Below are 24826 nucleotides of genomic sequence, written 5' to 3'. Positions count from 1 at the left end.
GGGCGCTTCCTCCCCCGTGGTCTGCGCTCGCCCTGGCCTCGGTGCTCCCAGTGGCCGCCGTCGTCCCCCTCGGCCTCTACCAGACCGCCGTCCACCAGTTGTTTCTCCTCAGCTGCTCGCTCATCCCGGGAATGCTCCTGCGTCACCGCGACCTCGCCCTTCAGCGGGAGATCTCCAGCGCCGCCGACCACCTGGCCTACACCCGGGCGGTGGCCAGAGAGATGCACGACCTGGTGGCCTACTCCATGTCCCAGGCCGCGCTACGCGCTCAGCGCGCGGCAGCCGACAGCACCTACCCAGCTGAGGCCCAGAAGGAGTTCAGCGCCATCGCAGCCGCCGCAGTCGACGCCCTGCACGAACTTCGACTTGTCCTGGGACCGCTGCGCCGCGGCCAGAGGTTCTGGCCAAACTCTTCGCTCACTCACCCGGACGCCCTAGGAGTCGACCTGGAGACAGCCGTGCAGGCCATCAGCGACGACCTGGCTGCCTCCGGCTTCAGCGTCACCTTCCACAGCACCGGAGACAGTCAGTGCAGCCGCCTCCAGGCTGCTACCCTCTCCAGAGTTGCTCGGGAGATGGGTGCCAACATCCTGCGGCACGGCACGACCTACCAGCCGGTCACGATCACCCTCGCCCGGCGGCCTGAGCAGGTGCGCCTAGTGATGACCAACGGTGTCTCAGTGGCGACCTCCCACAACCTCCCCGCCTCCGGCACCGGCATTCAAGGAATGAGGGAGAGACTGGCTGCTATCGACGGCACTCTGGCGACGCTCAAGGAGGGGGACACCTGGATGGCCTCAGCCACTGTCCCTCTCTCCCCGTCGTCCTCGACCTTCCCGGAGACACCCTGATGATCAGTATCGGCATTGCGGACGACGACGCCCTGGTACGCCGCACCCTGGCTGATCTCCTCGCCAGGAACGAGGACGTCTCCGTGACCTGGAACGCGAAAGACGGCCAGGAGGCCCTCGGGTACATACGCTCCCCAGAGGTCCCCGCGGTCCAGGCGGTCCTCCTGGACATCCACATGCCTCAACCAGACGGCCTCACCCTGGCCACCACCCTCCAGGACGAGGCCCCTGACCTGGCCGTCCTCATACTCACCACCTTTGTCAACGACTCCATTATTGAGCGGGCTATGGCCGCAGGGGTACGTGGCTTCGTGGCCAAGGAGGACGGCATCACCTCCTTAGCACGCACCATCCGGCAGGTTGTTGACGGCAACCTCGTCTTGTCGCCGACGTCGTCGACCTTCGTCACCAGGCGCTACCAGGCCGACCAGCCTGACCAGGCTGACCAGCCTGACACCACCCCATCACCCGGCACCACCCCCCAGCCCTCCTCCGAGGCCTTCCCTGAGGTCAGGCTCTCTGAGCGTGAGCAGGAGGTGCTGGCACTCCTTGTGGACGCCCTGAGCAACAAGCAGATCGCCAGCCAGCTCACGCTCAGCGAGGCGACGGTCAAGACCCACGTGTCCACGATCATCGCCAAACTGGGCGTCCCGGACCGGGTGGGTGCCGCTGTCTACGCGCTGCGGCACAACCTCGTCTGAGCCCCCCTGCCCTCCTGCGCAGAAGCCCTGCGGTGCCGACCTGGCACGTCCACGCCCCCCTATTCGGATGCTGGGCGCGTCGGCTGCGTCGGCGGATCCTGGGGCACACCCACGCCCCCCTATTCGGATCTTCCCGGCGAGGACGCCAGCCCTGCCTCGCAGTCCCGCGTACACCGCCCAGCTCCAGTCGAGCCGTCGGCACACGCCCGGCGCAGACAGATCCAGCGCGGGACAACAACTAGACGCTACGAAACAAAATAGGTACACTAAGGCGACATCCCGTTGTTTTATATGCCGCAGGCGCGACAGTCATACGATCGTCGCATGCAACGAAACCACGATTCATTCTATCAGCTACACCAAACGGCCGATGTGCCTCCCTCGGGTTTCGAGCACAATCTCCTTTGTCCCAATCAAATCAACGAGGCGCTGAAAAGTGCAGGATTTCCACGCCCCTGGAGTTCTGTGCCGCCGAGACGTGTCCCAGCCAGCCTCGCACCATTTGCGCACAATTCCCGACAAGCAACAGAGCACCGGGAGGAGTGTGTCCCCGAAAGAATGGAGTTAACATGTCGGCGACATCACCGACGATAAATGTTGCGCGATATCATAAATCACCTAGAGTAGATGCGGTTGTCACCACTTTTGCACTCTCGTGAGCAATAGTATCGCTGAGGAGACGCGCGCAGCCAAAACAGGCGACCCAGACCCCGTTGAGGTGGCTCTTCGCTGGTCCGACGTAGACCAGTACGGCCACATAAATAACTGCGCTATTATGCGTCTCCTTGAGGAGGCACGCCTAAGGTGGCTACACAGGTCCGGCTACTTCAAGGACATTGCGGCGGTTGTGGCAAGCCACCAGGTCACATACCTGCGGCCCCTCTACTACTCGGAGGAACCTGCACTGGTGACAGTCGCGCCGATCCTGGTGCGGCGGGGGAGCTTCGACCTTCGCCACGTCATCCGGGACGCAGGCGAGTCAGAGGTGGCCCGAGCCACGACAAGGCTTGTGCTCATCGACCTGGAGACGCAGCGTCCCCAGTCGCTCCCAGACGGGCTCAGCAGTTTTCTTGGGTCGAGGATCTAGGCCTTGACCAAGAACGTCTGTAGCCGCCCACAAGCTATTCGTCAGCGTGTTATATTAGTTTAATACGCGCCGCCGCAGAGCATATATTCACGCCGCACCCTTCCTGGATAGGATGAGCCGATGACAGCAGAGCAAGTCACGACGGAGACCAGATACCACTTCCCCCCGGCAGGCCAGGCAGTTCTTCTCCTGGCTGCGGCAATGACGACGATCGACTCCTTCATCGTCAACGTGTCCCTTCCCTCCATCCAGTCCTCTCTTAACGCGGACGCCTCACGGTCCCAGTTCGTGATCAGCGGATACACGCTTGTCTACGCGCTCTTACTGGTGTTTGGCGGGCGCTCAGGAGACCGCAGAGGCCGCCGCAGAATGCTGGAGATAGGAACCGTGGGATTCACGGCAGCCTCCCTGGTCTGCGGGCTGGCTCCGTCCATTGAGGTGCTCATCGCCGCCCGCGTGGTTCAGGGCGCCTTCGCGGCACTGATACTTCCACAGATCCTGTCCACCATCCAGACTGCCTTGGTCGAGCCAGCCAAGACCAGAGTCCTCAGCTACTACGCAGCGATAGGCGGGCTCGCAGCAGCCATCGGGCAGCTCCTCGGAGGAGTCCTGGTATGGGCCAACATAGGCGGGCTGAGCTGGAGACTCATCTTCCTCATTAACCTGCCCCTGGGAGTTCTCGTGTTCTTCGGCGCCCGCGCCTGGGCACCGGAGACGATGTCTGACAAGCCCGACGACAACGACCTGGGCGGTACCATCCTGTTCGGAGCCGCCGTCCTGGCCCTGCTTATCCCCCTGAGCCTGGGTACCCAGGTCTCCTGGGCCCCGTGGACCTGGGTGCTAGGGGCCGTCTCGTTGGTCCTCCTCGCCGCCCTATGGAGGTACGAGATGCGGATCGAGGGCAACGACCGCGCAGCGCTCATCCCGCCCTCGCTCCTGCGCGTGACCACTATGCGCCGGGGCCTCCTGGTGCTGGGAAGCGGGTTCATGATGTTCGGGGGCTACCTCTTCGTGTTCGCCCTCTCCATGCAGGACGGCAACAGCATGACCCCCCTAGAGTCAGGAATGTCCATGGCACCCATGGCGCTGGGGCAGTTCTGGGGAGCGATGCAGGCGCCAAAGTTGATCGGCCGCATCGGTGTACGCACGCTCCAGGTCGGAGGCCTGGCCCAGGGGCTCGGCGCCGCCGCCGTCATCCTGCCCGCCTACCTGTACTGGCCCCACATGCACTTCTATCATCTCCTTCTGGGAATGTTCCTCATCGGGCTCGGAAACGGCCTCTTTGTCCCTGTCATCTACCGGACCGTGCTGGCAGCCATCCCGCCGCAGCGCGTCGGTCTCGGGAGCGGGCTGATTACCACGGTCCAGCAGACGACCGTTGCCATGGGAGTAGCAGCCCTGGGGGCCGTGTTCTCCATCGCCACCACCATGCAAGCCGGATTTATCTGGGTTCTGGGAATCTTCGTCACCGTCGCCATCCTCTACATTATGTTTGGCGCACGCATTGACGCCAACCCGGGTAACAAGCAGGCTCGCTAGACTCCGAGCACTATTCACCCATGAGCGCGTCCTCTCCCCTTCCTGCACGCAGCCACCTGGTCGTGCCGACGTACCCCGACCGCTCTGTCAGCCCTCGCCATCAACCACACCAGCCCGCACCAGGAGGCCCCTAAGCCCTGCCGCAGAGACGCACAGCACTCCCTCCCCCTCCGGTCAGGCCCGCGCACCCACCAGCACCGGCCTCTCCCCACCCAGGCACCAGGCCTCGGTCTCTCCGTGGCCTCTCTGTAGGCCTCTCTGGCCTCTCTGTGGCCCCTCCGTCGGTACGCGCCGCCCGGGCGCAGCCGACAACCACCTCCCTCCCATAAGCAGCACCAAGCCCCTGGCTCGGAAAGCAGCCACCCCGTCCCCAGGGATCCCCTAACAGCGGCGGGAGCTGGGGCTGCTCGCACCGCAACGAGAATCCAGGGCACCAGACCACCAGACTCCGGGACAAATTTTTAATAATAGTTAAAGGGCCAGCGGAATCGTCGGAGCCATCCGACTGTACTCCCAAGTACGGCCAACACAGTAGGCACCCACATATGTCGTATATATGCCATAAATCCGCAAATACACTATAAGGGAGAAAGAAAATTGAGCTCAGACACACTTATCATTGGTGGAGGACCCTCCGGACTCACAGCCGGGTGCTGCCTGGCCGAGCGCGGGCAGAGCGTCAGGATCATCCGAAAGCACCCCCTGCTGACCAGCCAGTCCCGCGCCACGGTCCTGTGGCCCAAGGCGCTGGAGGTCCTGGATCCGTTCGGTATCGTAGACAAGCTCCGGCCCCTGGGAGACGTCATCAACAGCCTCTCCTACTACTCCGACGGCCGTCAGATCGGCACACTCAGCACCCGGCTGCTGGAAGGCACGCGGTTCAACTATGCGCTGGGTATCTCCCAGCACAACGTCGAGACAGCCCTGACCGAGGTCTTCACGGCCCGAGGCGGAGTCATTGAGGACGCCGAAGTCACCGACCTCACGCAGGACGAGGGCTCAGTGCTCCTGACTATCCGCTCCTTTGACGGAACCGTGCGCCAGGAGCGAGCCGAGCACTGCGTGGTCGCTGACGGTGCCAGGAGCCTAGGCCGGGAGAAGCTCGGTCTGCGTATGGAGGACCTGCGTGACACCGTCGAGTTCCAGATCGCGGACGTCAGGGCTGAAGGGCTCCCCCGCGACGAGGCCTTCTACTGGTGGTCTCGGCACGGGGCCATGGCCGTGGCTCCCCACGACAAGACGACCTTCCGTCTGGCCTATCCTGCCGTCAAGGGGACTCCGGCACCGGACACGGTATCGACGCAGTACCTGGAGTCCCTGCTGGACCAGCGAGGTCCGTCCAACCCGGGCAGGCACGTCACGCAGCTGATCACAGCGGCAAACTTTGTCGCCCGGTTCGCCGTCGTAGACCAGTTTGCCAAGGGGCGCTGCTACTTGGCGGGAGACGCCGCCCACGTCATGGCGCCTACCGGTGCCCAGAACATGAACGCCGGAATGCTGGACGCCGTGTGCGCCAGCAGGTTCATCATGGGCGACATCGAGCCCGTTGACTCAGGTACTCCCCTGGCACAGCTCTACGACAAGATGCGCCGCGCCAGCATCGACAAGGTGTTCGACACCGCGCTCGGGCACGCCAGGGACGGCGCAGCCATGACCCCCGAGAGCATTGCCGAGCGAGACGCCAGGTACGCGCTCCTGGAGAACACGGACGCGGCGCGGGCGCGGCTCACCCGTATGTCTCAGCTCGACATCGAGGCGTGAGACGGGCCCTGCCCGTCTCCAACGGCTGACCCTCAGCCAGTGGGCGCTTATCTCACCATGCCCACAAACCATGTAAAAGAAATGGAGTAACCAGAAATGACAAGTAGTACCAGCAGCGAGATCCGCGACGCCATCAGCGAAATCGTCGTCGAGGAGCTCGAGCTTGATATCGAGGTTGCCGAGCTGGACCCGCACGCGGACCTCATCGACGAGTACGGCGCCGACTCCCTGGGTCTGATCCAGGTCCTGGCGCAGATCAACAAGACCCTCGGCATCCGCGTGCCGCGGGAGGAGGCGGCCGACCTGCGCACGCTCGACCTGCTCGTGGCAAAGACGGTCCAGCTGCAGGCCGAGCAGGGCGCCGACAAATGAGTCGCAGCAGACGAGTCGTCGTCACCGGGCTCGGCCCGGTGAGCAGCATCGGTATCGGGGCGGAGGAGTTCCGCGCCCTGCTGTTCGCGGGAGAGAGCGGCATCTCCCCCGTGGAGTCCTTCGACAGCAGCGTCTTCCAGGCGACGCTGGCGGGCGAGGTGAAGAACTTCGACCCAGCGGACATCGTCGAGAACATCAACCCCCGTCGGTGGGGACGTACCGCACAGCTGGCCGCAGCGGCCGCCAGGCTGGCGGCACGCGACGCAGGGCTCGACCTCGACCAGGAGACAAGGCTGAGAACAGGCGTCGTCATCGGGACGACCAACGGCGAGTCACAGGCCCTGGACGAACTGACCGTCCAGTGGCACGAACGTGGTCCGGGATGCATGGCACCAACCGTCGTGCGCCAGATCCCGGCTGGCAACATTGCTGCCGCCGTGGCCACAGAGCTCCAGGTCGAGGGTGACGTCATGTGCCTGCCGACCGCCTGCTCGGCCGCCAACTACGCCATCGGCTCAGCCGCCGACAGTATTGCGACCGGCAGTGCGGACGTCATGCTGGCCGGGGGTGCCGACTCCGTCAACCGCACGACGCACGCCGGGTTCATGAGCCTGGGCGCTATCGCCAAGAAGCTGCCGCAGCCCTTTGACGCTGACCGCTCAGGCATCGTGACCGCTGAGGGCGGCGCGGTGCTGGTCCTGGAGGAGCTCAGCCACGCCCTGCGGCGGGGAGCACCGATCTATGCCGAGGTGCTGGGCTACGGTCTCAACTGCGACGCCCACCACATCGTGCACCCTGACGCCACGAGCATCTCGGAGTGCATCAGGCGCACCCTCGCACAGGCCGACATCACCCCGGACGACGTCGACTATATCTGCGCCCACGGCACAGGCACTCCGACCAACGACGTCACCGAAGTCTCGGCCACCCGCATGGTCTACGGAGACAACCACCCCCCGGTCAGCTCCATCAAGTCCATGCTCGGGCACACCATGGGTGCTGCCAGCGGGTTCGGTGCGATTGCCTGCTGCCAGGCCATCCAGATCCAGAAGCTGCCGCCCACGACCAACCTGAAGACGGTTGACCCTGAGCTCGGAGAGGGAATCGACTTTGTCGCTGGCAGCTCGCGCCCGGCACGGGTGCGGACCGCGCTCAACCACGGATTCGCCTTCGGCGGAAACAACGCGATAACCGTCTTCTCAGAGTTCCACGAGGACTCGACGGACAAGGAGGTGTGACGCATGGCAGCCCCTGAGATGCAGATCAGCGAGTGCGCGGTCCTGACGGCGGCCGGAAACAGCATGGACACGCTCACCGAGGCCATCGGTCGGCCGCTGGGCAGCCGTGCGCCGCTAGAGCTCGGCGCGATCCCCGACCCGGAGGTGTATGAGGAGGTCCCAGGACGCGTGGCCGCAGTCCCGGACTTCCGCATTGAGGACTACGTCCCCCGGCGCGGCACGAGGAGCCTTGACCGCATGACACGGCTAGGCATCGCAGCCAGTGTCCTGCTGAGGCGCCAGATGGAGGAGCGGCGTGACATCACTGCCGACTCCTGGCACGAGACGGGAATCTCCCTGGGGACGAGTGCAGGCAGCCTGAGGAGCAACGTCGACCTCACCCTCGACGTGATCCGCGGGCACGGGGCGGACCTGATCAACCCCAAGGTCTTCCCGAACAGCACCATGAACTGCTGCGCGAGCCAGGTCGCGATCTGGAACGACTTCCACGGACCCAACGCCACGGTGGCTAACGGCACCATCAGCGCCCTGTCCGCCCTGCGGTACGCCTCGCGGCTCATGTCCCTGGGGCACTGCTCCCGGATGCTGGTCGGCAGCGTCGAGGAGCTCTCACCCCAGCGAGCCTGGGGAACACGCCTGAGCGGCAGGATCGACAGCGAGGTGGTTATCGGAGAGTCGGCCACCCTGTTCAGCCTGGAGCCTGCGGGGGCGTCACCGAGCCCGGTGGCGACAGTCACCGGTTGCGAGGTGGCCTTCTGCCCCATCTCCGCCGACGGGGCCCGGTCTGAGGCCCTTCGGCGGGTGGTGGACCGAGTGTGCAGTCAGCCCGAGGACGTGGACCTGGTAGTCCCCGGAGCCACCGGCACGGTCTGGCAGTTCAGCGAGGAGCGCTCGCTGGAGCACGTCACCGGCCGTCGCCTTGACGTGCGACGCTCCGTGGGCGACTGCGGCGCCGGGACCTCTGGCGTCCAGGTAGCCGCCGCCCTGGGGTGCGCCGGGCCGGGTGACCACGTCCTGCTCACCAGCATGGACGAGTCGGGGGTGGTGGCCGCCGCCATGCTCCAGATGTGCCCCTCATGAGCCGGGGTCCCAGCCAGACACCGCTATCGACACCGCTACTGACACTGTTACCGACACTGCCGCACGCACAAGGAGGGATATAGCGTATGGCACCACAGGCAGCAACGGTCGCCCCCCAGAACCTGGTCCACCGTCAGCACGAGCAGGAGGTGCTCGTCTCAGCTCCCACCAGGCTGGAGGACGGGCTGTACGAGAGCGCACCGGGTCCGGGGGAGCCGTCTCCCTACTACCAGGACCACCCGCACTCGTACTGGGCGGACGTCCTGTTCCTGGCCGAGCTCGGCAGGCAGGCGGGAATGAGCGCCGGCCACGCCTACGCAGGGCTCTCGCTGGGAACCGCGTTCTTCTTCAACTCGGTCATGGTGGAGATCCTCGACCTGCCCAGGCTCAACGACCTGAGGGACAGGCCCCGGGTCCGCACCCGTCAGGAGGTCCTAGCCACCCGTAAGGACGGCACACCCCGGCAGCTGGTCTTCTCCCAGGAGATCATCGACCCTGCCAACGTGCCCCTGGCCCGGACCAAAATGGAGGTCCAGGGCCTCCAGGCCGCCAAGTACGAGGAGATACGCAGGTACCAGCGGGGCGGGTCGCAGCCGCCCCAGACGTCCACCGTCGAGGTCCAGGCCGCTCCCGGTGCGCACGTTCTGCCGAGCCCGCTGCTGGGACGGGAGGACCGCAGCAACGTCGTCGTCTCCGACCTGGAGTGCGGCCCGGGACGCTCGCACGCAAGGCTGTCGCCGGACTTCGCCAACACCAGCCTCTTCGACCACGACTACGATCACTACCCCGCCATGGTCCTCATCGAGGCCGGTCGGCAGGTGACGGTAGGTTCCGCGTCGGGAGGAAGCGGGTTTCCTGTCGTCACCCGGGTGAGTGCGACGTTCCCGGGGTTCGCCGAGCTCGACGCAGTCACGACCGTCTCAGCACAGGAGTGCGCCAGCCGCTTCGAGGTGTCCGTGGAGCAGAACGGCTCTGCCGTCTCCTCCATGCAGATGGCCGTGGAGTGGTTACGATGACTCTCGCCATATGGACAGACTTCCGGGGCGTACTCACCGTCCCCCTGTCTGAGGGGCTCGCGCGCTACTGCCAGGACAAGCCCTTCACACCCCGGCAACTGGGCGCCTGCCTAGCGGCTCTGGCCAACAGGCACGGCTGCCCGGACGGGATGGCTGTCCTGGACTCAGGCGTGCTGACCGAGCGCGAGTGGCTCGACGAGATCTCCGGCCTGCTGTCCCAGCAGTTCGGTATTACCGGCAGCTTCTCCGGGATGGCTGAGGAGTGGTGGTCTGACAGGAGGCTCAACCACCAGTGGCTTCAGTTCCTTCAGGAACGCAGGCAGGCCGGGGACTTCGTCGCAGTCATGTCCAACCTCCCGCCCGAGTGGCGGGGCCGCTTCGAGGAGTTCCTGCCCTGGCACGACCTCTTTGACGCGGTGATCGTGTCCTGCGAGGTGGGCGCCAGGAAGCCCGAGTCCGACATCTTCAGGGAGGCGGAGCGTGTCAGCCGGGTCCCGGGACGCAGCAGCGTGCTCGTCGACGACATCACCGCCAATGTCCAGGGAGCCAGGGACGCTGGCTGGAACGCCGTCGTCGGCGGAGGCGACGCCACCGACGCCAGCATCGCGTATATAGAAGAACTCGTCAGCCTGCGCAGCGGGCTGCAGGAAGGACAGCACTCATGACGGAGGAGTCAGCAGGGCCCGCACGGTCCGCGTTCGTCACTGGCGCCAGTCGAGGGCTTGGCGCCGCCATCGCCAAGGACCTGGCCGCTCAGGGGTACCGCGTGGTCGGCACCGCACGAAACCCCGCCGAGGACGTCGTTGACGGCGTCTCGTTCGTGGCCTGCGACGTCACGGACCCCGAGTCCATCCGCAGCGCGGTCGCCCGGGCCCGCGACCTCGTGGGCACGATAGACATCGTGGTGACCAGTGCGGGAATCATGCACGACGGTCCGCTCGTCTCCCTCCCCCAGGAGGCCGTGGACGACGTCATCACCACCAACCTGCTCGGCTCAGTCAACGTAGCCCGAGAGACTCTGGGCGACATGATGATGAACCAGTGGGGGCGCCTAGTGTTCGTGGGCTCCGTGGTCGCCATGTGGGGGTCCCCGGGACAGGTCAACTACGGCGCCTCGAAGGGCGGGCTGGTAGGGGCCGCGAGGTCGCTGGCCTGGGAGCTGGGGAGGTTCGGCGTCACTGTCAACGTCGTCCTGCCAGGCCTGATCGACACGGGCATGGCGGCCAACGTCTCCGCCAAGCGCCACAAGGAGCTGATGGCGGGTACGCCGATGCGTCGTCCTGGCAGGCCGGAGGAGGTGACCTCCCTGGTGTCCTACCTGGTCTCGGAGGGAGCCGGCTACATCACCGGAGCGTCGATTCCCGTCAGCGGCGGCGCCGGAATGGGGCTGTGAGCATGGCCGCCCCTGAGACGCTGGCCCCTGGGACGCCCGCGTCCCAGACACCGCCAGTACGCCCAGACGCCCGGCGCCTCCCTCTTATCGCTCTGGACCGCTGCGAGGTGGATGGGGAGTCGATACGGTCGACAAAGACGGTCCGCGCCGACGACCCCTACCTTGCAGGGCACTTCCCCGCCCTGACCGTCTACCCCGGCGTCTTCCTGCTGGAGGGCGTCCAGCAGACACTGGAGACCGCCCTGGACGGCGTCCTGGGAGGGGTCGAGCTCGTCGAGGTCCGGTCCATACGCATCTCCCGACCCGCCTTCGCGGGGCAGACAGTCGACTTTGACACTGCTGTCACCCACGACGGCGACCTGGTGCGCACCAGGACCTCCTGCACGGTCGAGGGGCGGCGCACGGCCAGCATCAAAGCCTCCTGGAGGCGACGGTGAGTCAGACAGTTCCCGACCCCGGACATCTCCTCCCCTACGGCTACCCCGCGCTGCACGTCGACAGGGTGACCGGCTACGAGGCGGGCAGGCTGACAGCGGTCAAGGCGGTCTCCTCCCACGAGCTGGACGCGATGGCAGGTGGCTCCTCACGTCCGGCGCACCTGCCTGCAAGCCTCCTGATCGAGTCGTTTCTGCAAGCCTGCGGGATCCTGCTCAAGCACGAGGCCCAGGGGGACCAGGAGACCCTGGTGGTGTTCGCTGCGGCACGCGAGATGACGGTGCAGGACCTCCCCTGTGCGGGCGAGCTTGTCGTCCACACGGTTGAGTGCCTGGACCGCGACGGCGACGTGGCCGAGTTCACCGGATCGTCAGCCACCTCGGACGGGCGCCCGCTCATGAGCGTCACACGGGTGACGGCGCTGCAGAAGCCGGCGGAAAGCCTGGGTCAGTAAGCACATCGGTATACTATGAGACGAACTGGAGATATTCAGTGAAATACGACTACATAGTAGCAGCGCCGGGGCAGGGCTCGCAGAAGCCGGGGGTCCTCGACGGGTGGATGGACCGCTCTCGCACGGCACGGCGGCAGGTAGAGGAGTGGTCGTCGCGCTGCGGCGTCAACCTCATCGACGCCAGCCGGGACGACGAGAAGCTCAAGGACACCGCGTTCGCCCAGCCTGTGATCGTCGCGGCCTCCCTGCTGTCCGTGCGTCAGACGGTCCGGTACCTGGGGACGTCGTCCGAGGTCATCCTCTTTGCGGGCCACTCGGTAGGAGAGCTAGCAGCCGCTGCGGCGGCGGGGTACATCACCGACGCCGACGCCGTGTTCCTGGCCTGCGTGCGAGGAGCAGCCATGTCAGCGGCGTGCACCGAGCCCCGTACCGGGATGGCGGCAGTTATGCCGGCCCGCCGCGACCCCGCCTCTGACGAGGAGATCCAGCAGACCATCCACGATGCCGGACTGGAGATCGCCAACTGGAACGGGTGCCACCAGTACGTCGCCGCGGGCCGCTACGAGCGGATCAAGGCCCTGGCGGAGCAGGAGCACAACGGAGTCCGGGTGGTCACTCTCCCGGTGGCCGGAGCGTTCCACACCTCCACCATGGAGCCGGTCGTGACCGTGTTCGAGAAGGCCCTGAGCGACACGGAGTTCCGTGACGCTGGCACGGCGCTGGTCGGCAACGGGGACGGCGAGGTCGTCACCAAGGCAGCCGACGTACGCTCGCGCCTGCTGACGCAGGTGACGTCACCGGTACGCTGGGACCTGTGCATGCGCACGCTGAACAAGCAGGCGAAGGACGCCACCTTCATCGAGCTGGCGCCCCGTGGCCCCCTGACCCGGCTCTATCGCGGGACCTACCCTGACACCACCTGCGTGCCCGTCAGTCGGCCGGAGGACCTGGCCGTCTTCAACATGCTGGGCTGAGGGCGCAGTCGGCACAGCACTGCGGGGACAAGGTACTCCGTTGCACAGGCCTTCTGCCCGCCTGCCGGAGAGGGGCCGACCAGCTGCGCTGGTCGGCCCCTCTCCGGTTTTCCGTCGTCTGCCCTCAGGACGTCCCGACGGCAGGTCCGGGACGCGAGGGAGCCCCGACGACCCGTACGGGGTCTCACCCGGCCTGGAAACGTGCGGCCTCCAAGGCTTCCAGGGCCTCCACGATGTCGTCTGCGACCGCCTGGTGGCCCTCAGCGGTGGGGTGGAACTGGCCCTGGGAGGAGACCCCGTAGAACCACGGCTGCGAAGAGCACAGCTCGTGCCCGGCAAAGGTCTGCGACGGGTCCACAAAGACCATGCCGTGGCGCTGTGCGGCCTGCCTGATGACGTCGTTGAGCTCGTCAGTCCGCTCCACTATCCAGCGCTGGTCCGGTGCGAGGACGCCCTCGCACCGTCCCGCACTGCCCTCGGCGCCCTGGGCAGGGAACATGTGCGGGTAGCCGACGACGACAACCTGTGCCCGGGGTGCCCGGGCTGCGACGTCACTCAACAGCGTGTCATAGCTGTAGGTGCCCTCGCGCGCGCCCGTGCCCCGCAGGGCGTCAATGGCGGAGCCGACCCTGGAGACAAGCTGCTCATCGGTGCTGCACGGGCCACGATCGCCTTGCTGTGCCCGGCTGAGACACTCGCCCAGCACCTCGGCAAACCCCGCGTCGTTACCGCCGACGGAGAAGGTCACCAGGTCCGTGTCCACACTCAGAGCGTCAAGCTGGGCCGACTCCTCCCACGCGGCGTTGTCCTGATAGAAGTCCGCAGTCCGGGCGCCGCTGCAGGCACGGAAGACCAGCTCGGTCCCAGTGCGCTGGGAGACCAGGTGAGCGTAGGCCGAGGTGGAGCGCTGACACCTGTTGCCGTCCTCGACGTCGGTGCCCGGAGCGTAAGGAGCCACCCCGAAACCGGAGGCGTAGGAGTCGCCGAGGGCCACGTAGGCTCCCTGCGGAAGGAGGAGGTCGCCGTTATCGGTATCAGGCTGTACCGGCTGCCCGGACACGGGCGCAGCCGGTACAGCCGCAGGCGCGGGCGCGGCCGGAAGAAGCATCATGGACAGAATGGACAGAACGGCCAGGAGTGTCAGCAGTCCCGGCATCGGGCGAGGCAGCACCGTAGGCATGACCGTACAGGCGGGTGCGCGGGACATACGGGGCGACGTACCGCATGATGTGCGGATCGTTGCGGGGTCGTGGGGGTTACGGGGGTCGTCGTGGGGGTCATGGCGCTCCTGTCGGCTCGCGTGTCAGAGAGGAGGTCGGCGGGGAGGAGGTCGGCGGGGCTGTCAGGCAGGTGACTGAGGCGGAGAGAAGCCGGAGCGGCAGCACAGAGCACCGTAGAGCACTGCAGAGCACTGCACGCGTGGAGCACGCGCCCGGGTCGCCTGAGACCGCCCTGTCACCTACCTTAACCTCACGGTTGAGACTCGTCTCCCAGAAGTGAGCGAGGTGTGTGCCCCGCCGGTGCCGCCAGACCCGCCGGTGCCGCCAGACCCGCCAGACCCGCCGGTGCCGCCAGGGCCAAGAGTGTTGTCGATGTCAGGGTGTCACGTGGGGTGGAGCGGTGCGAGCCTGCACGACCCGCTTCAGGAGCAGGTGGATATCGTCCCGCCAGGATGGAGCCGCGTGAGCCAGGCTCACGAAGCCCTGGTCAAGGCACGCTGGTAGGAGTTCCACCCACACGGACGCGCTCCATCTCAGCCTGATTCACGCAAGCCCACTTTGCGCCCTTCCCGCTGGGACAGCATCGCTGATACGACTACTCCTACCCCATCCGGGCTATGTAAGAAACGACATAACAGGCCGCCACGCCCCGCCGAGCAGAGGAGCTCTTGCCCGGGGCTCTGGCCCCAGCCACGCCCAGTCCTAGCGTGCTGTCACAACCCCCTGGCTAGCGCTCCCGCCGCTGACGTAGCCACCAGGAGCCACCCATCACCACGAACCACAGAGGCGAGACGAATACAGCCAGCCGGGTGTCGTCAGCCAGGGTCAGCGTCCACACCACGAAGGCGAAGAAGCCCAGGGTCCCCCAGGCCGCCACCCTGCCACCGGGAAGCCGGAAGGCGCTGGAGCGGTGGCGCTCGGCACGCAGCACCCTAAAACGCAGGTAGGACACCACGATGATCCCCAGATGAAGATGAACAGGACGCTGGCTACCGCACTGACCATGGTAAAGGCCTCCATGACGGAGCCCGACATGTAGAGCAGGGGAATGGAGGCCAGCAGTGCCGAGCAGGTAACCACCAGGGCCGCCCCGGGCACGGACCGCCCTGTCAGGCGCTGGAAGACCCGGGGCGCCTGGCCTGCCCAGGACAGGCCATACAGCATCCGGGAGGTGGAGTAGACACCCGAGTTCGCGCTGGAGGAGGCAGCGGTCAGCACCACAAAGTTGACCACCCCGGCAGCCGCGGCCAGGCCCGCCAGGGAGAACATAGACACGAACGGGCTGGAGTCGGCGTCGATCTGGCGCCATGGAGTCACCGCCATGATGACCGCGAGCGCGCCCAGGTAGAAGAGGACGATACGCACCGGGATGGCGTTGATCGCCCGGGGCAGGGTAGTCGTAGGGTCCTTAGCCTCCGCCGCCGTCGTGCCCACCAGCTCGGTGCCGATAAAGGCGAAGACCGCGATCTGGAAAGCCATGGCGAAGCCGTTGAAGCCGTTGGGCATGAATCCCTCGCTCACGATGTTGCCCAGGGAGGCCTGAGCCCCGCTGGGCGAGGTAAAGCCGGTGGCCACCATGATCAGGCCGACTACCACCAGCGCCATGATGGCCACGATCTTGATGGTAGAAAACCAGAACTCGATCTCGCCGAAGGCCCGCACCGTGGCCAGGTTAAGCCCCAGGAGCAGGGAGACGGTGGCCACCGGGGCCACCCACAGCGGCAGGTCCGGCCACCAGAAGGCGATGTAGCCTGCGATCACCACGACCTCGGCCACCGCCGTCACCAACCAGCTGAAGTAGTAGGTCCAACCGGTCAGGTAGCCCGCCCACGGGCCGATCAGGTCGTGGGCGACGTCAGCGAAGGACTTGTAGCTCAGGTCGCTGAGCAGCACCTCCCCCAGCGCCCGCATGACCAGGAACATGACGGCCCCGATAAGGACGTAGACGATGAGGACCCCGGGTCCGGCCAGGGAGATCGTCTTGCCTGAGCCCATGAACAGGCCAGTCCCGATCGCCCCGCCGATGGCGATGAGCTGGACGTGACGGTTGGACAGCCGCCGCTGCAGCCGAGGCTCCTCGACGGGGTCCTGGGTCCCCGCCCCGGTCCCCTCAATGGTGGTAGACATCGTGGCTCCTCACGCTTGCTCGATGGTGCTGGACGCGGGTACACGGCTGACTGCGCCGCACAGCAGATCCCTGCCCCTGGCCCCCCGCGGGACAGGCGCTGGCCGAAGAGGACTCAGGCAATGTAGTACAGGTAGGCTTCACAGCCGTGAAACCTACGGACCAGGCACCTGGTGAGGAGTTGCTGCCTGCGCATGAACGACGGCGCGCCACAACCCTGCGCAGCGTTGCGGCCGCGGCCGGGACCGCAGTCCGGTCCACTGCCCGCAGAGCCGTGAGGGCCCTCGCGCCCGCGCTGCCCACCGTCCTGCCCGCCAGCATCGTTGTCCTCGTCGGGTCGTGGGCGATGATCTCCTTCTCGGTGGTCCAGTGGCGCACCATGCAGGTCCCCAGCTGGGACCTGGCGATCTTCTCCGAGCTCGCCAAGGCCTACTCCCGCCTTGAGGCCCCCATCGTCCCCATCAAGGCGGACGGGTACAACCTGCTGGGCGACCACTTTCACCCCATCCTGGTCCTGCTGGGACCGGTGTGGCGTGTGTTCCCCTCCCCGCTGGCCCTGCTGGTGGTCCAGGACCTGCTCCTGGCCGTCTCCGCGTGGCCGTTGACCCGCCTGGCCGCTCGCCTGACCAATGCCTGGGTGGGCGGCGTCCTGGGACTGGTCTACGTGACCTCGTGGGGCCTCCAGGGGGCGGTCGCCGCCCAGTTCCACGAGGTGGCCCTGGCTGTTCCCATGCTGGCCTGGGCGTCAGCAGCCTTCGTAGAGCGCAGGTGGGCTGCTGTGGCAGCATGGTCGGTACCGCTGGTTCTGGTCAAGGAGGACCTGGGGCTGACTGTTCTGGTGATCGGCCTGGTGACAGCGTGGACAGGCTGGCGCGAGCCGAGCCCTGTCCGCCTGGTTGGCAGCCTGCGGGTCCGTGTAGGCTCCCTGGGGCTGGGGCTGGCGCTCTTCGGCCTCCTGGCCTTCGTCGTCACCACCCTGGTCCTGCTGCCGATGCTCAACCCGGAAGGGACCTGGGCCTACGGCCTGGGCTCGCCCGACGGGACCGACCCCACCTCCCAGGGCTCGCTCCTGGCCCGACTGGTGACCCCGACAGTCAAGCTGGAGACACTGGCGGTCCTGGTGGCGACCGGTGGCGTCATTGCCTTGCGCTCCCCGTGGGTACTGGTGGCCGCCCCCACCCTGGCGTGGCGGTTCCTGGGCTCGGTGGAGTTCTACTGGGAGTGGCGCAGCTGGCACTACAACGCCGTCCTCATCCCGATCGCCCTGGGTGCCCTGCTCGACGTCCTCGCACGCCTGAGGACCAGGAGGGCGGAGGTCCCACAGCCCCAGGTACTCACCGCTCCGGCGTCCTCGCAGGCGCCAGCACCTGCCGGGAAGCCGCAGCGGCCCGCGAGTCCCGACCCGGTCGGCACACCCCGCCGGCCCACGGGCCACGGCTGGCGCACAGCACCCAGATGGGTACGGGCGGTAGCAGCCGTGGGACTCCTCGTCCCCGTCATGACCGCAGCCCTCACCGCACCGCACCTGCCCCTGTGGGCCATGACCCAGGACGGTTTCGCAGAGCCGTCCGAGCGCACCCGTACCGCGCAGCAGGTCATCAACTCGGTCCCCGAGGGCGCGAGCGTGGAGACCGACCTGTCCCTCCTGGCCTACCTGGTCCCTAAGGCGGAGGTGTCCTGGGTGGGAACCAGTGAGTCGGACAAGGACTACGTCGTCGTTGACCAGTGGTCCTCAGCCTGGGGAGGTAACCCTCCCGCCGACGCGGCCCGGTGGGCTGAGGAGACCTCCACAGAGGGCTCCTCCTACGAGCTGGTCCTAGACACCAATGGCTTCCAGGTAGCCAGGCGCCTCCCCTGAGCAGCTAACCACCTAGCCACACCCCCGGCACGTAGCAGCCGTGCCTCCAGACTCGCAGCCTCATGGTGCCCGCGCCCCCAGGCAGACGGCAGCACCTGGGCAGGGCTAAGATCCTCCCGTCTGGTCAACGGGTGACCGGCCTCCGGTCACCCTGCAGCACGCAGGGAGCGAGGGAAAGGGCAGGAAGCATGGCGCTGGGTATCGGTGTGGACGTCGGCGGGACCAAGATCGCGGCAGGTGTCGTGGACGAGGACGGCACCGTCCTGACGACGGTACGCGAGGACTCCCCGGCCACGGATCGTCAGGCGATCATTGACACGATCACCAGGGCTGTCCGTGGCCTCAGGCAGGACTTCCCGGAGGTCGCCACCGTCGGTGTCGGGGCAGCGGGCTTCGTGGCTGCCGACCGCAACACGATGGCTCACGGCACCAACCTGGACTGGACCGGCATGCGGATCGCTGACGCCGTCTCCCAGGGCACGGGCCTGCCCGCCGTGGTAGAGAACGACGCCAACGCCTTCGGCTGGGCAGAGTTCAGGTTCGGGGCCGCTCGGGGCCGCGACAGCGCTCTGGTGGTCGCCATCGGTACTGGCGTGGGCGGCGCCGTCATCGTCGACGGCCGCCTGGTGCGCGGGGCGGCGGGCTTCGCCGCAGAGATCGGCCACATCAACGTGGTCCCGGACGGCCGCCCCTGCGGCTGCGGCCTGTACGGCTGCCTGGAGCGCTACGCCTCAGGCACTGCCCTGGGTGTCAACGGCTGGGAGCTGGCCAGGGTCCGGCCTGCCTATGCCGCCCGTATCATCGAGCTCTCCGGCGGGGACGCCGACCGCATCTCCGGCAAGGCGGTCACAGCGGCCGCCCGTGAGGGGGACCCGGCCGCCCTGGAGTGCTACGCCCGGCTCGCCCACTGGCTGGGAGTGGGGCTTGCCGACCTGTGTGCGGTGCTGGACCCGGAGGTCATCGTCATCTCCGGGGGCTTGTCCGAGGCCGGGGACATCCTGCTGGACCCGGCCCGCAGGGCCTTCACGGACAACCTCACCGCAGGGCACCACCGCCCCGAGATCCCTGTGGTCCTGGGCCAGGGCGGCCAGGAGGCCGGGCTCGTGGGGGCCGCAGACCTGGCCCGCCAGCCCTGAGGGCATCAAACCGAAGGTCGTGGGTTGCCCCAAGGGGCGTGGGCTGTCACACGGCCTCTCCCCTTGTTAGGCAAGCCTTCACTGGGATACTCTCCGGTACCGAACCCGGTACCAGATGCCCAGAGAGTGAGGTCCTGTGTCCGTCTCGCGCAAGTCGTTCCTCGTCAGTGCTGTCGCCCTACCCGCAAGCGCCCTCCTGGCAGCGTGCTCCGGCTCTGCCACCAGCGGCTCCGGCAGCGGGGCGGCCTCCAGCGGCTCGGCGGAGTCGGCGGGGACCATCACCGTGGAGCACGCCTTCGGTACCACCGAGGTTCCGGTCGGCGTCACCCGCGTGGCCACCATCCAGTGGGCCAACCAGGACGTGCCCCTGGCCCTGGGGGTCACGCCCGTGGGCTTCACCGAGCAGACCTGGGGGGTTGAGGACGGCTCCGGCATGCTCCCGTGGACCAGGCAGAAGGTGGACGAGCTCGTCGCCGACGGCGCTGAGGAGCCCACGCTCTTCGCCGAGAGCGACGACCTGGACATGGCCGCCATCGAGAAGACGCAGCCGGAGGTCATCCTGGCCGCCTACTCAGGCATTGACGAGGACCAGTACAACCAGCTCAGCGAGATCGCGCCCACGGTCGCCTTCCCGACCGCCGCCTGGAGCACCCCGTGGCGTGAGATTATCACCATGAACGCCACCGCGATCGGTAGGCAGTCCGAGGGTGAGGCCCTGGTCGCCCAGCTGGAGGAGACGATCGAGGCCGAGGTCGCCAAGCACCCCCAGCTGACGGGCAAGACAGCCGCCTTCTTCTACCAGAACGAGCAGAACAGCTCCATCGGCTTCTACACCACGGCGGACCCGCGCGCCGCCTTCCTGACTGACCTGGGCATGGAGGTCCCTGAGTCGGTCAAGGAGGTCTCCGAGGGCTTAGAGGAGTTCTCCTACGACCTGTCGGCGGAGAACGCGGACCAGGTATCCGACGTCGACATCATCGTCATGTACGGGGAGGGTTCCGACCTGGACGGGCTCCAGTCCGATCCCCTCATCGGGACGATTCCCGCAGTCAGGAACGGGGCCGTCGCCCTGATCGGTGCCGACGGCCCCCTGGCGGCCTCGGCCAACCCAGGCCCGCTGTCGATCCCGTGGGGAATTGCCGAGTACGTCAAGCGGATCGCTGCGGCCGCCGACAAGGTCCAGTGACCACCACCTCCCCTGTCCCCGGCCAGGCTGCCGAGGACAGGGACGGATCACCCGCCGCCCAGCCTGCTGCCCATCCTGCCGAGCCGCCTGTCGCTACGTCCTTCCCGGACGGCCGCACGACGCCTGCCACGGGGCACAGGCGGCGCCACCTGGCCGCCCTGGTAGGCCTCCTGGTGCTCCTGGGCGTCGCCGTTGTGCTCTCTGTCGTCCTCGGAGCTAGGGTGGTCAGCCTGACGGAGGTCCTCAGCGGGCTGCGCGGCGACGGCTCCGAGATCGGCGCCCTGGCCGTGGGACAGCGTGTGCCCCGCACGGCCACGGCGGTCGTGGCCGGGGCCTGCCTGGGGCTGTCCGGCGCCCTCATGCAGGCGGTGACCCGCAACCCGATCGCCGACCCGGGCATCCTGGGTGTCAACACGGGGGCCTCCCTGGCGATGGTGACCGGCATCGCCTTCCTGGGGACCCGATCCCTGTCCCAGCAGCTGTGGCTGGCCCTGGCCGGGGGGCTGCTGACCGCCGTCTTCGTCTACGCAATCGGCTCGGTCGGCCCGGGAGGAGGCACTCCCGTCAAGCTGGCGCTGGCCGGGATGGCTACCACTGCGGCACTGTCAGCCGCTGTCAGCGCCATCATGCTGCCACGCGCTCAGGGAATGGACGGCTTCCGCTTCTGGCAGGTGGGCGGCCTGGGGCGGGGCAGCTGGGAGTCCCTGTCCGCAATCGCCCCCTTTGTGGCCGTGGCCGCCGTGCTGAGCCTCCTGGTGGCACGCCCCCTCAACTCCCTGGCGCTGGGTGAGGAGGTGGCGGTGGGCCTGGGGGTCCGGGTCGGGCAGACCCGGCTCCTGGCCGCCGGGGCCGGGGTGCTGCTGGGCTCGGCCGTCACAGCGGTGACGGGGCCGATCAGCTTTACCGGCCTCATGGTGCCCCACGCCGTGCGCATGCTCTGCGGTCCCGACCACCGCTGGCTCCTGCCTCTGTCCGCCCTGGGAGGTGCCGTCCTGCTGACTGCGGCCGACGTCGTGGGGCGGGTCCTTATCCGCCCCAGCGAGGTTCCTGTCGGGGTCATCACTGCCTTCGTCGGCGCGCCGGTCCTCATCGCCATCGCCCGGGGGGCAAAGGTGCGGCAGCTGTGAAGACCGCTGCCACCAGACCCGCAGGCACCCGTGCCCCTACGGGCGGTACCGAAGAGGCTGCCACAACCCGCCTCCCCGGCCCGCCCGCCCCCGCTGGGACCTCCCCCGACCTCCCCCAGCCGGGCTTTACCCTGGCAGGGCAGCGCGCCCGCACCCGCCGCTACCTTGCCGCCACCATGGCACTGTCCGGCCTGGTTGCCGCCCTGTGGTGGGTCATGCTCAGCTACAACGACGGCTGGTTCCCCCTGGTGACATCATCGCCGTCATGCGCGGGGAGACTGTGCCAGGCGTCACCTTCACCGTCAGGCGCCTCCAGCTGCCGCGCGCCCTGGTGGGTCTCATGGTGGGACTCGCCTTCGGGATGGCAGGCACCACCTCACAGACGATGCTGCGCAACCCGCTGGCCAGCCCTGACATCATCGGGATCACCTCTGGGGCCTCCGCCTCCGCGGTCTTCGCCATCCTGGTGCTGGGCTGGTCCGGCACCGGCGTCAGCGTCCTGGCTATCATCTGCGGCCTGGCCACCGCCGTGGTCATCTACCTGCTGTCCGGCTCCGGCAGCGCCCAGGGCGGGCGGCTCATCCTCATCGGGATCGGGGTGTCCTCTATGTTCACCTCCCTCATCGCCTACCTCCAGCTGCGGGCCAGCATCTACGACGTCGCCGATGCCCTGCGCTGGCTCTCCGGGTCCCTGGGCTCCCCCACCTGGCAGCAGGTCAGGCTGTTGGCCGCCGCCCTGGCGGTGTGCGGCACGCTTCTACTCGTCATCGCTAGGGACCTGGGCCCCCTGACCCTGGGCGATGAGGTCGCCACGGGCCTGGGAGTGCCCGTGGGCCGTACCAGGCTGGCGCTTATCCTCATGATGGTCGCCCTGTCAGCCTTCGCGACCTCGGTCACCGGACCGATCGCCTTCGTCTCCTTCCTGGCTGGTCCTGTCGCCGCCCGGCTTGTGGGGCGAACCAGCCGCACCCTCCTGGTCCCGGCGGCACTCACGGGGGCCGCCATCGTGCTGGGAGGCGACCTCGTGGGCCGCTACCTCATGCCGACCGTCCTGCCGGTCGGGGTGGTCACCGGGCTGGTGGGCGCCCCCTACCTCATCCTCCAGCTGTTCCGGACCAACCGCCGGGGAGGCTCCGCATGAACCATGACTCTCCTGACACCCCCGAGGCTCCTGGCACCACTGACACCCCGGACACTACCGGCACCCCTGAGACCGCTGAGGGTGCCACCTCCCCGCCCCACGGACTGGCCGGGCCGGCTGCACCCGCGCAGGCCACAGCCGGGACGACTGCGGGCACCACGACCCGCGCCCACCTGACCACCCAGGCGCTGCGCTCAGGCTACGGCAGACGGGTCGTCGTCCACGACGTGGACGTGTCCGTCCCCAGCGGGAGGATCACCGTCATCATTGGAGCCAACGCCTGTGGCAAGTCCACCCTGCTCAAGACGATGGCGCGCGTCCTGGCCCCGATGTCGGGCAGCGTCATGCTGGACGGCAGGAGCATCAGCACCATCCCCACCCGGAAGTTGGCCACCCGGCTGGGTCTGCTGCCCCAGCAGCCGATCGCCCCGGAGGGCATCACGGTGGCCGACCTGGTAGGGCGCGGGCGCCACCCCCACCAGCCCGCCTTCTCCCTGAGGCTCTCCTCGACCTCGGCTACCGACCGCCGCGTCGTGGAGGAGTCCCTGCTGGCCACCCGCACCGCCGAGCTGGCCGACCGCAGCATCGACGAGCTCTCCGGGGGGCAGCGCCAGCGGGTGTGGATCGCCATGGCCCTGGCCCAGCGCACCGACGTGCTGCTCCTGGACGAGCCCACGACCTTCCTGGACCTGGCCCATCAGGTGGAGGTCCTGGACCTGCTGACCGACCTCAACCGGGAGCGCGGCACCACCGTCGTCATGGTGCTGCACGACGTGAACCTGGCCGCCCGCTACGCCGACCACGTCATCGCCATGCGGGAAGGACGGGTCGTGGCCGCTGGTGAGCCGGGGGAGGTCGTCGACGCCGCCCTGGTGCTGGAGGTGCTGGGCCTGGACGCCGAGGTCATCACCGACCCAGTCTCCGGCACCCCCCTCGTCCTGCCCCGGGGCGTCACCACGTGCGCGGATGCGGGGCGGTCGGGGCGCCGACGGACAGGACTCCAGGGGTTGGCCGTGAGCCCGGCGGCCATCCGGGGTACGCCAAGCAGCACCGCCGGGCGCCGTCCCTTCCGGTTCTTCCACGTCCAGGTGGCGGCGGTGCGCGACCTCACCCCCACATGCGACGCGTCACCTTCACCGGGCCAGACCTGGGGGACTTCGCTGACCCTGGTTGGGACCAGCGCATCAAGCTGGTGCTGCCCGCCCCGGCCTCAGGCTACGAGCACCTGCCCACGGGGGAGGACTGGTACAGCGAGTGGCGGGCACTGCCGCAGGAGCACCGTCCCCCGATCCGCACCTACACTACCCGGGCCGTGCGCCCCGGTGCGGGAGCGGGACGGGCCGAGGTGAACGCCGAGGTGGACGTGGATATGGTGGTCCACGCCGCGCCACCCACCCTGGCCGGGCGGCAGGATTCAACCGTACCGTCCACACAGCCCGGGTCCGCGTCGCAGGACTCCACCGGATGGCAGGCTGCGGTCGGCCCCGCCGCCCGCTGGGTCGCCTCCGCAGCCGTGGGCAGCGAGGTGGTGCTCCTGGGGCCGGACCGGGGCTGGGCGGGGGAGCCTGGGGGCGTGGGCTTTGTGCCGCCACCGGTCACCGAGCGCTTCCTGCTGGGCGGGGACGAGACGGCGGCCCCGGCCATCGCCCGCATCCTGGAAGACCTTCCCACCACCGCGCGCGGGGTCGCCGTGGTCGAGCTGCCCACCGAGGCAGACACGGCCTACCTGCCCACCCACCCGGGCATTGAGGTGCGGGCAGCAGGGCGGGAGGGCCGCCCCCACGGCAGGGCGCTCGTGGAGGGCGTGCGCGCGGCGGCCGCTGAGCTGTGCCCAGCGGGTCGGTCTCGGAGGGTGGAGGAGGTCGCCGTGGATACCGGGCTGCTGTGGGAGGTGCCCCGCACCGCCCGGGGCGGGGCCGCCCTGCAGCGCACCACCCTGTACGCCTGGCTGGCCGGGGAGGCCACAGCCGTGCGCGCCACGCGCCGACACCTCGTGTCCGACCTCGGCATCGACCGGCGCACCGTAGCCTTCATGGGCTACTGGCGCCAGGGCAGGCCAGAGGGGTGAGCAGACCGACCAGGCACCAAAACGGCCCGCAGGACAGCCGAACCAGCCCACAGCACCACGGGCC

21 protein-coding genes and 2 pseudogenes are annotated in these 24826 nt (G+C 67.9%); 21 read left to right on the top strand and 2 right to left on the bottom strand.

Annotation, left to right across the window (positions count from 1 at the left end):
* Nucleotides 1-41: 41 nt before the first annotated feature.
* The 14 genes from D5R93_RS00335 (at nt 42) to D5R93_RS00270 (ending at nt 12901) form a co-directional block, all read left to right on the top strand.
* Nucleotides 42-851, top strand: coding sequence for a sensor histidine kinase (locus tag D5R93_RS00335; protein WP_162933733.1), 810 nt, complete (start codon nt 42-44; stop codon nt 849-851).
* Nucleotides 851-1552: a response regulator transcription factor gene (locus D5R93_RS00330; protein ID WP_119835320.1), complete on the top strand. Its 702-nt coding sequence runs from the start codon at nt 851-853 to the stop codon at nt 1550-1552. The genes D5R93_RS00335 and D5R93_RS00330 overlap by 1 nt, the downstream gene beginning before the upstream one ends.
* A gap of 655 nt (nt 1553-2207) precedes the next feature.
* Nucleotides 2208-2639: an acyl-CoA thioesterase gene (locus D5R93_RS00325; protein ID WP_119835321.1), complete on the top strand. Its 432-nt coding sequence runs from the start codon at nt 2208-2210 to the stop codon at nt 2637-2639.
* 120 nt (nt 2640-2759) lie between these two features.
* On the top strand, nt 2760-4178 hold the full coding sequence (locus D5R93_RS00320) for an MFS transporter (RefSeq protein WP_119835322.1): 1419 nt from the start codon (nt 2760-2762) through the stop codon (nt 4176-4178).
* A gap of 597 nt (nt 4179-4775) precedes the next feature.
* Entirely contained in the window at nt 4776-5939 is a 1164-nt protein-coding gene (locus D5R93_RS00315) for an FAD-dependent oxidoreductase (RefSeq protein ID WP_162933732.1), read from the top strand.
* Between the two features lie 96 nt (nt 5940-6035).
* Complete coding sequence (locus D5R93_RS00310) at nt 6036-6311, top strand: acyl carrier protein (protein ID WP_119835324.1); 276 nt, start codon at nt 6036-6038, stop codon at nt 6309-6311.
* Nucleotides 6308-7549, top strand: a complete 1242-nt coding sequence (locus D5R93_RS00305) for a beta-ketoacyl-[acyl-carrier-protein] synthase family protein (RefSeq protein WP_120203079.1) — start codon at nt 6308-6310, stop codon at nt 7547-7549. The genes D5R93_RS00310 and D5R93_RS00305 overlap by 4 nt, the downstream gene beginning before the upstream one ends.
* 3 nt (nt 7550-7552) lie before the next feature.
* The gene (locus D5R93_RS00300; RefSeq protein WP_120203076.1) at nt 7553-8629 is read left to right on the top strand and encodes a beta-ketoacyl synthase N-terminal-like domain-containing protein; all 1077 of its coding nucleotides are present in this window, start codon (nt 7553-7555) and stop codon (nt 8627-8629) included.
* Between the two features lie 86 nt (nt 8630-8715).
* Complete coding sequence (locus D5R93_RS00295; RefSeq protein WP_119835327.1) at nt 8716-9645, top strand: AfsA-related hotdog domain-containing protein; 930 nt, start codon at nt 8716-8718, stop codon at nt 9643-9645.
* Nucleotides 9642-10310 carry an HAD-IA family hydrolase gene (locus D5R93_RS00290; protein WP_120203074.1) on the top strand — a complete coding sequence of 223 codons (669 nt, stop codon included), beginning with the start codon at nt 9642-9644 and terminating at the stop codon, nt 10308-10310. The genes D5R93_RS00295 and D5R93_RS00290 overlap by 4 nt, the downstream gene beginning before the upstream one ends.
* Complete coding sequence (locus D5R93_RS00285) at nt 10307-11038, top strand: SDR family oxidoreductase (RefSeq protein ID WP_119835329.1); 732 nt, start codon at nt 10307-10309, stop codon at nt 11036-11038. Before D5R93_RS00290 ends, D5R93_RS00285 begins: the two co-directional genes overlap by 4 nt.
* Before the next feature lie 2 nt (nt 11039-11040).
* On the top strand, nt 11041-11475 hold the full coding sequence (locus D5R93_RS00280; RefSeq protein WP_243107101.1) for an ApeI family dehydratase: 435 nt from the start codon (nt 11041-11043) through the stop codon (nt 11473-11475).
* Nucleotides 11472-11927, top strand: coding sequence for a hotdog family protein (locus D5R93_RS00275; RefSeq protein ID WP_119835331.1), 456 nt, complete (start codon nt 11472-11474; stop codon nt 11925-11927). The genes D5R93_RS00280 and D5R93_RS00275 overlap by 4 nt, the downstream gene beginning before the upstream one ends.
* Before the next feature lie 38 nt (nt 11928-11965).
* A complete protein-coding gene (locus D5R93_RS00270) occupies nt 11966-12901 on the top strand; it encodes an ACP S-malonyltransferase (protein ID WP_119835332.1) in 936 nt (311 codons plus the stop codon).
* A 184-nt stretch (nt 12902-13085) separates the two neighbouring features.
* Here D5R93_RS00270 and D5R93_RS00265 read toward each other — a convergent pair whose 3' ends face one another.
* A complete protein-coding gene (locus D5R93_RS00265) occupies nt 13086-14081 on the bottom strand; it encodes an SGNH/GDSL hydrolase family protein (protein ID WP_162933731.1) in 996 nt (331 codons plus the stop codon).
* A gap of 767 nt (nt 14082-14848) precedes the next feature.
* A pseudogene (locus D5R93_RS00260) lies at nt 14849-16248 on the bottom strand (amino acid permease).
* 344 nt (nt 16249-16592) lie between these two features.
* Here D5R93_RS00260 and D5R93_RS00255 point away from each other — a divergent pair.
* The 7 genes and pseudogenes from D5R93_RS00255 (at nt 16593) to D5R93_RS00225 (ending at nt 24762) form a co-directional block, all read left to right on the top strand.
* Nucleotides 16593-18104, top strand: a complete 1512-nt coding sequence (locus D5R93_RS00255; protein WP_119835584.1) for a DUF2079 domain-containing protein — start codon at nt 16593-16595, stop codon at nt 18102-18104.
* A 188-nt stretch (nt 18105-18292) separates the two neighbouring features.
* Nucleotides 18293-19240 carry an ROK family glucokinase gene (locus D5R93_RS00250; protein WP_119835335.1) on the top strand — a complete coding sequence of 316 codons (948 nt, stop codon included), beginning with the start codon at nt 18293-18295 and terminating at the stop codon, nt 19238-19240.
* Nucleotides 19241-19376: 136 nt separating this feature from the next.
* The gene (locus tag D5R93_RS00245; protein ID WP_120203065.1) at nt 19377-20426 is read left to right on the top strand and encodes an iron-siderophore ABC transporter substrate-binding protein; all 1050 of its coding nucleotides are present in this window, start codon (nt 19377-19379) and stop codon (nt 20424-20426) included.
* Nucleotides 20423-21553, top strand: coding sequence for a FecCD family ABC transporter permease (locus tag D5R93_RS00240; RefSeq protein WP_243106833.1), 1131 nt, complete (start codon nt 20423-20425; stop codon nt 21551-21553). The genes D5R93_RS00245 and D5R93_RS00240 overlap by 4 nt, the downstream gene beginning before the upstream one ends.
* Before the next feature lie 265 nt (nt 21554-21818).
* A complete protein-coding gene (locus D5R93_RS00235) occupies nt 21819-22694 on the top strand; it encodes a FecCD family ABC transporter permease (RefSeq protein ID WP_243106832.1) in 876 nt (291 codons plus the stop codon).
* Nucleotides 22691-23314: pseudogene (locus D5R93_RS00230) on the top strand (ABC transporter ATP-binding protein); the annotation flags it as partial. The gene D5R93_RS00235 and the pseudogene D5R93_RS00230, both read left to right, overlap by 4 nt.
* Before the next feature lie 497 nt (nt 23315-23811).
* A complete protein-coding gene (locus tag D5R93_RS00225; protein WP_120203063.1) occupies nt 23812-24762 on the top strand; it encodes a siderophore-interacting protein in 951 nt (316 codons plus the stop codon).
* The last annotated feature ends 64 nt before the right edge of the window (nt 24763-24826 follow it).

This window comes from Actinomyces lilanjuaniae (genome assembly GCF_003606385.1).
Taxonomy (GTDB): Bacteria; Actinomycetota; Actinomycetes; order Actinomycetales; family Actinomycetaceae; genus Actinomyces; species Actinomyces lilanjuaniae.
The sequence above is the reverse complement of the archived record's forward strand: the minus strand, read 5'-3'. Positions and strand labels throughout refer to the sequence as shown.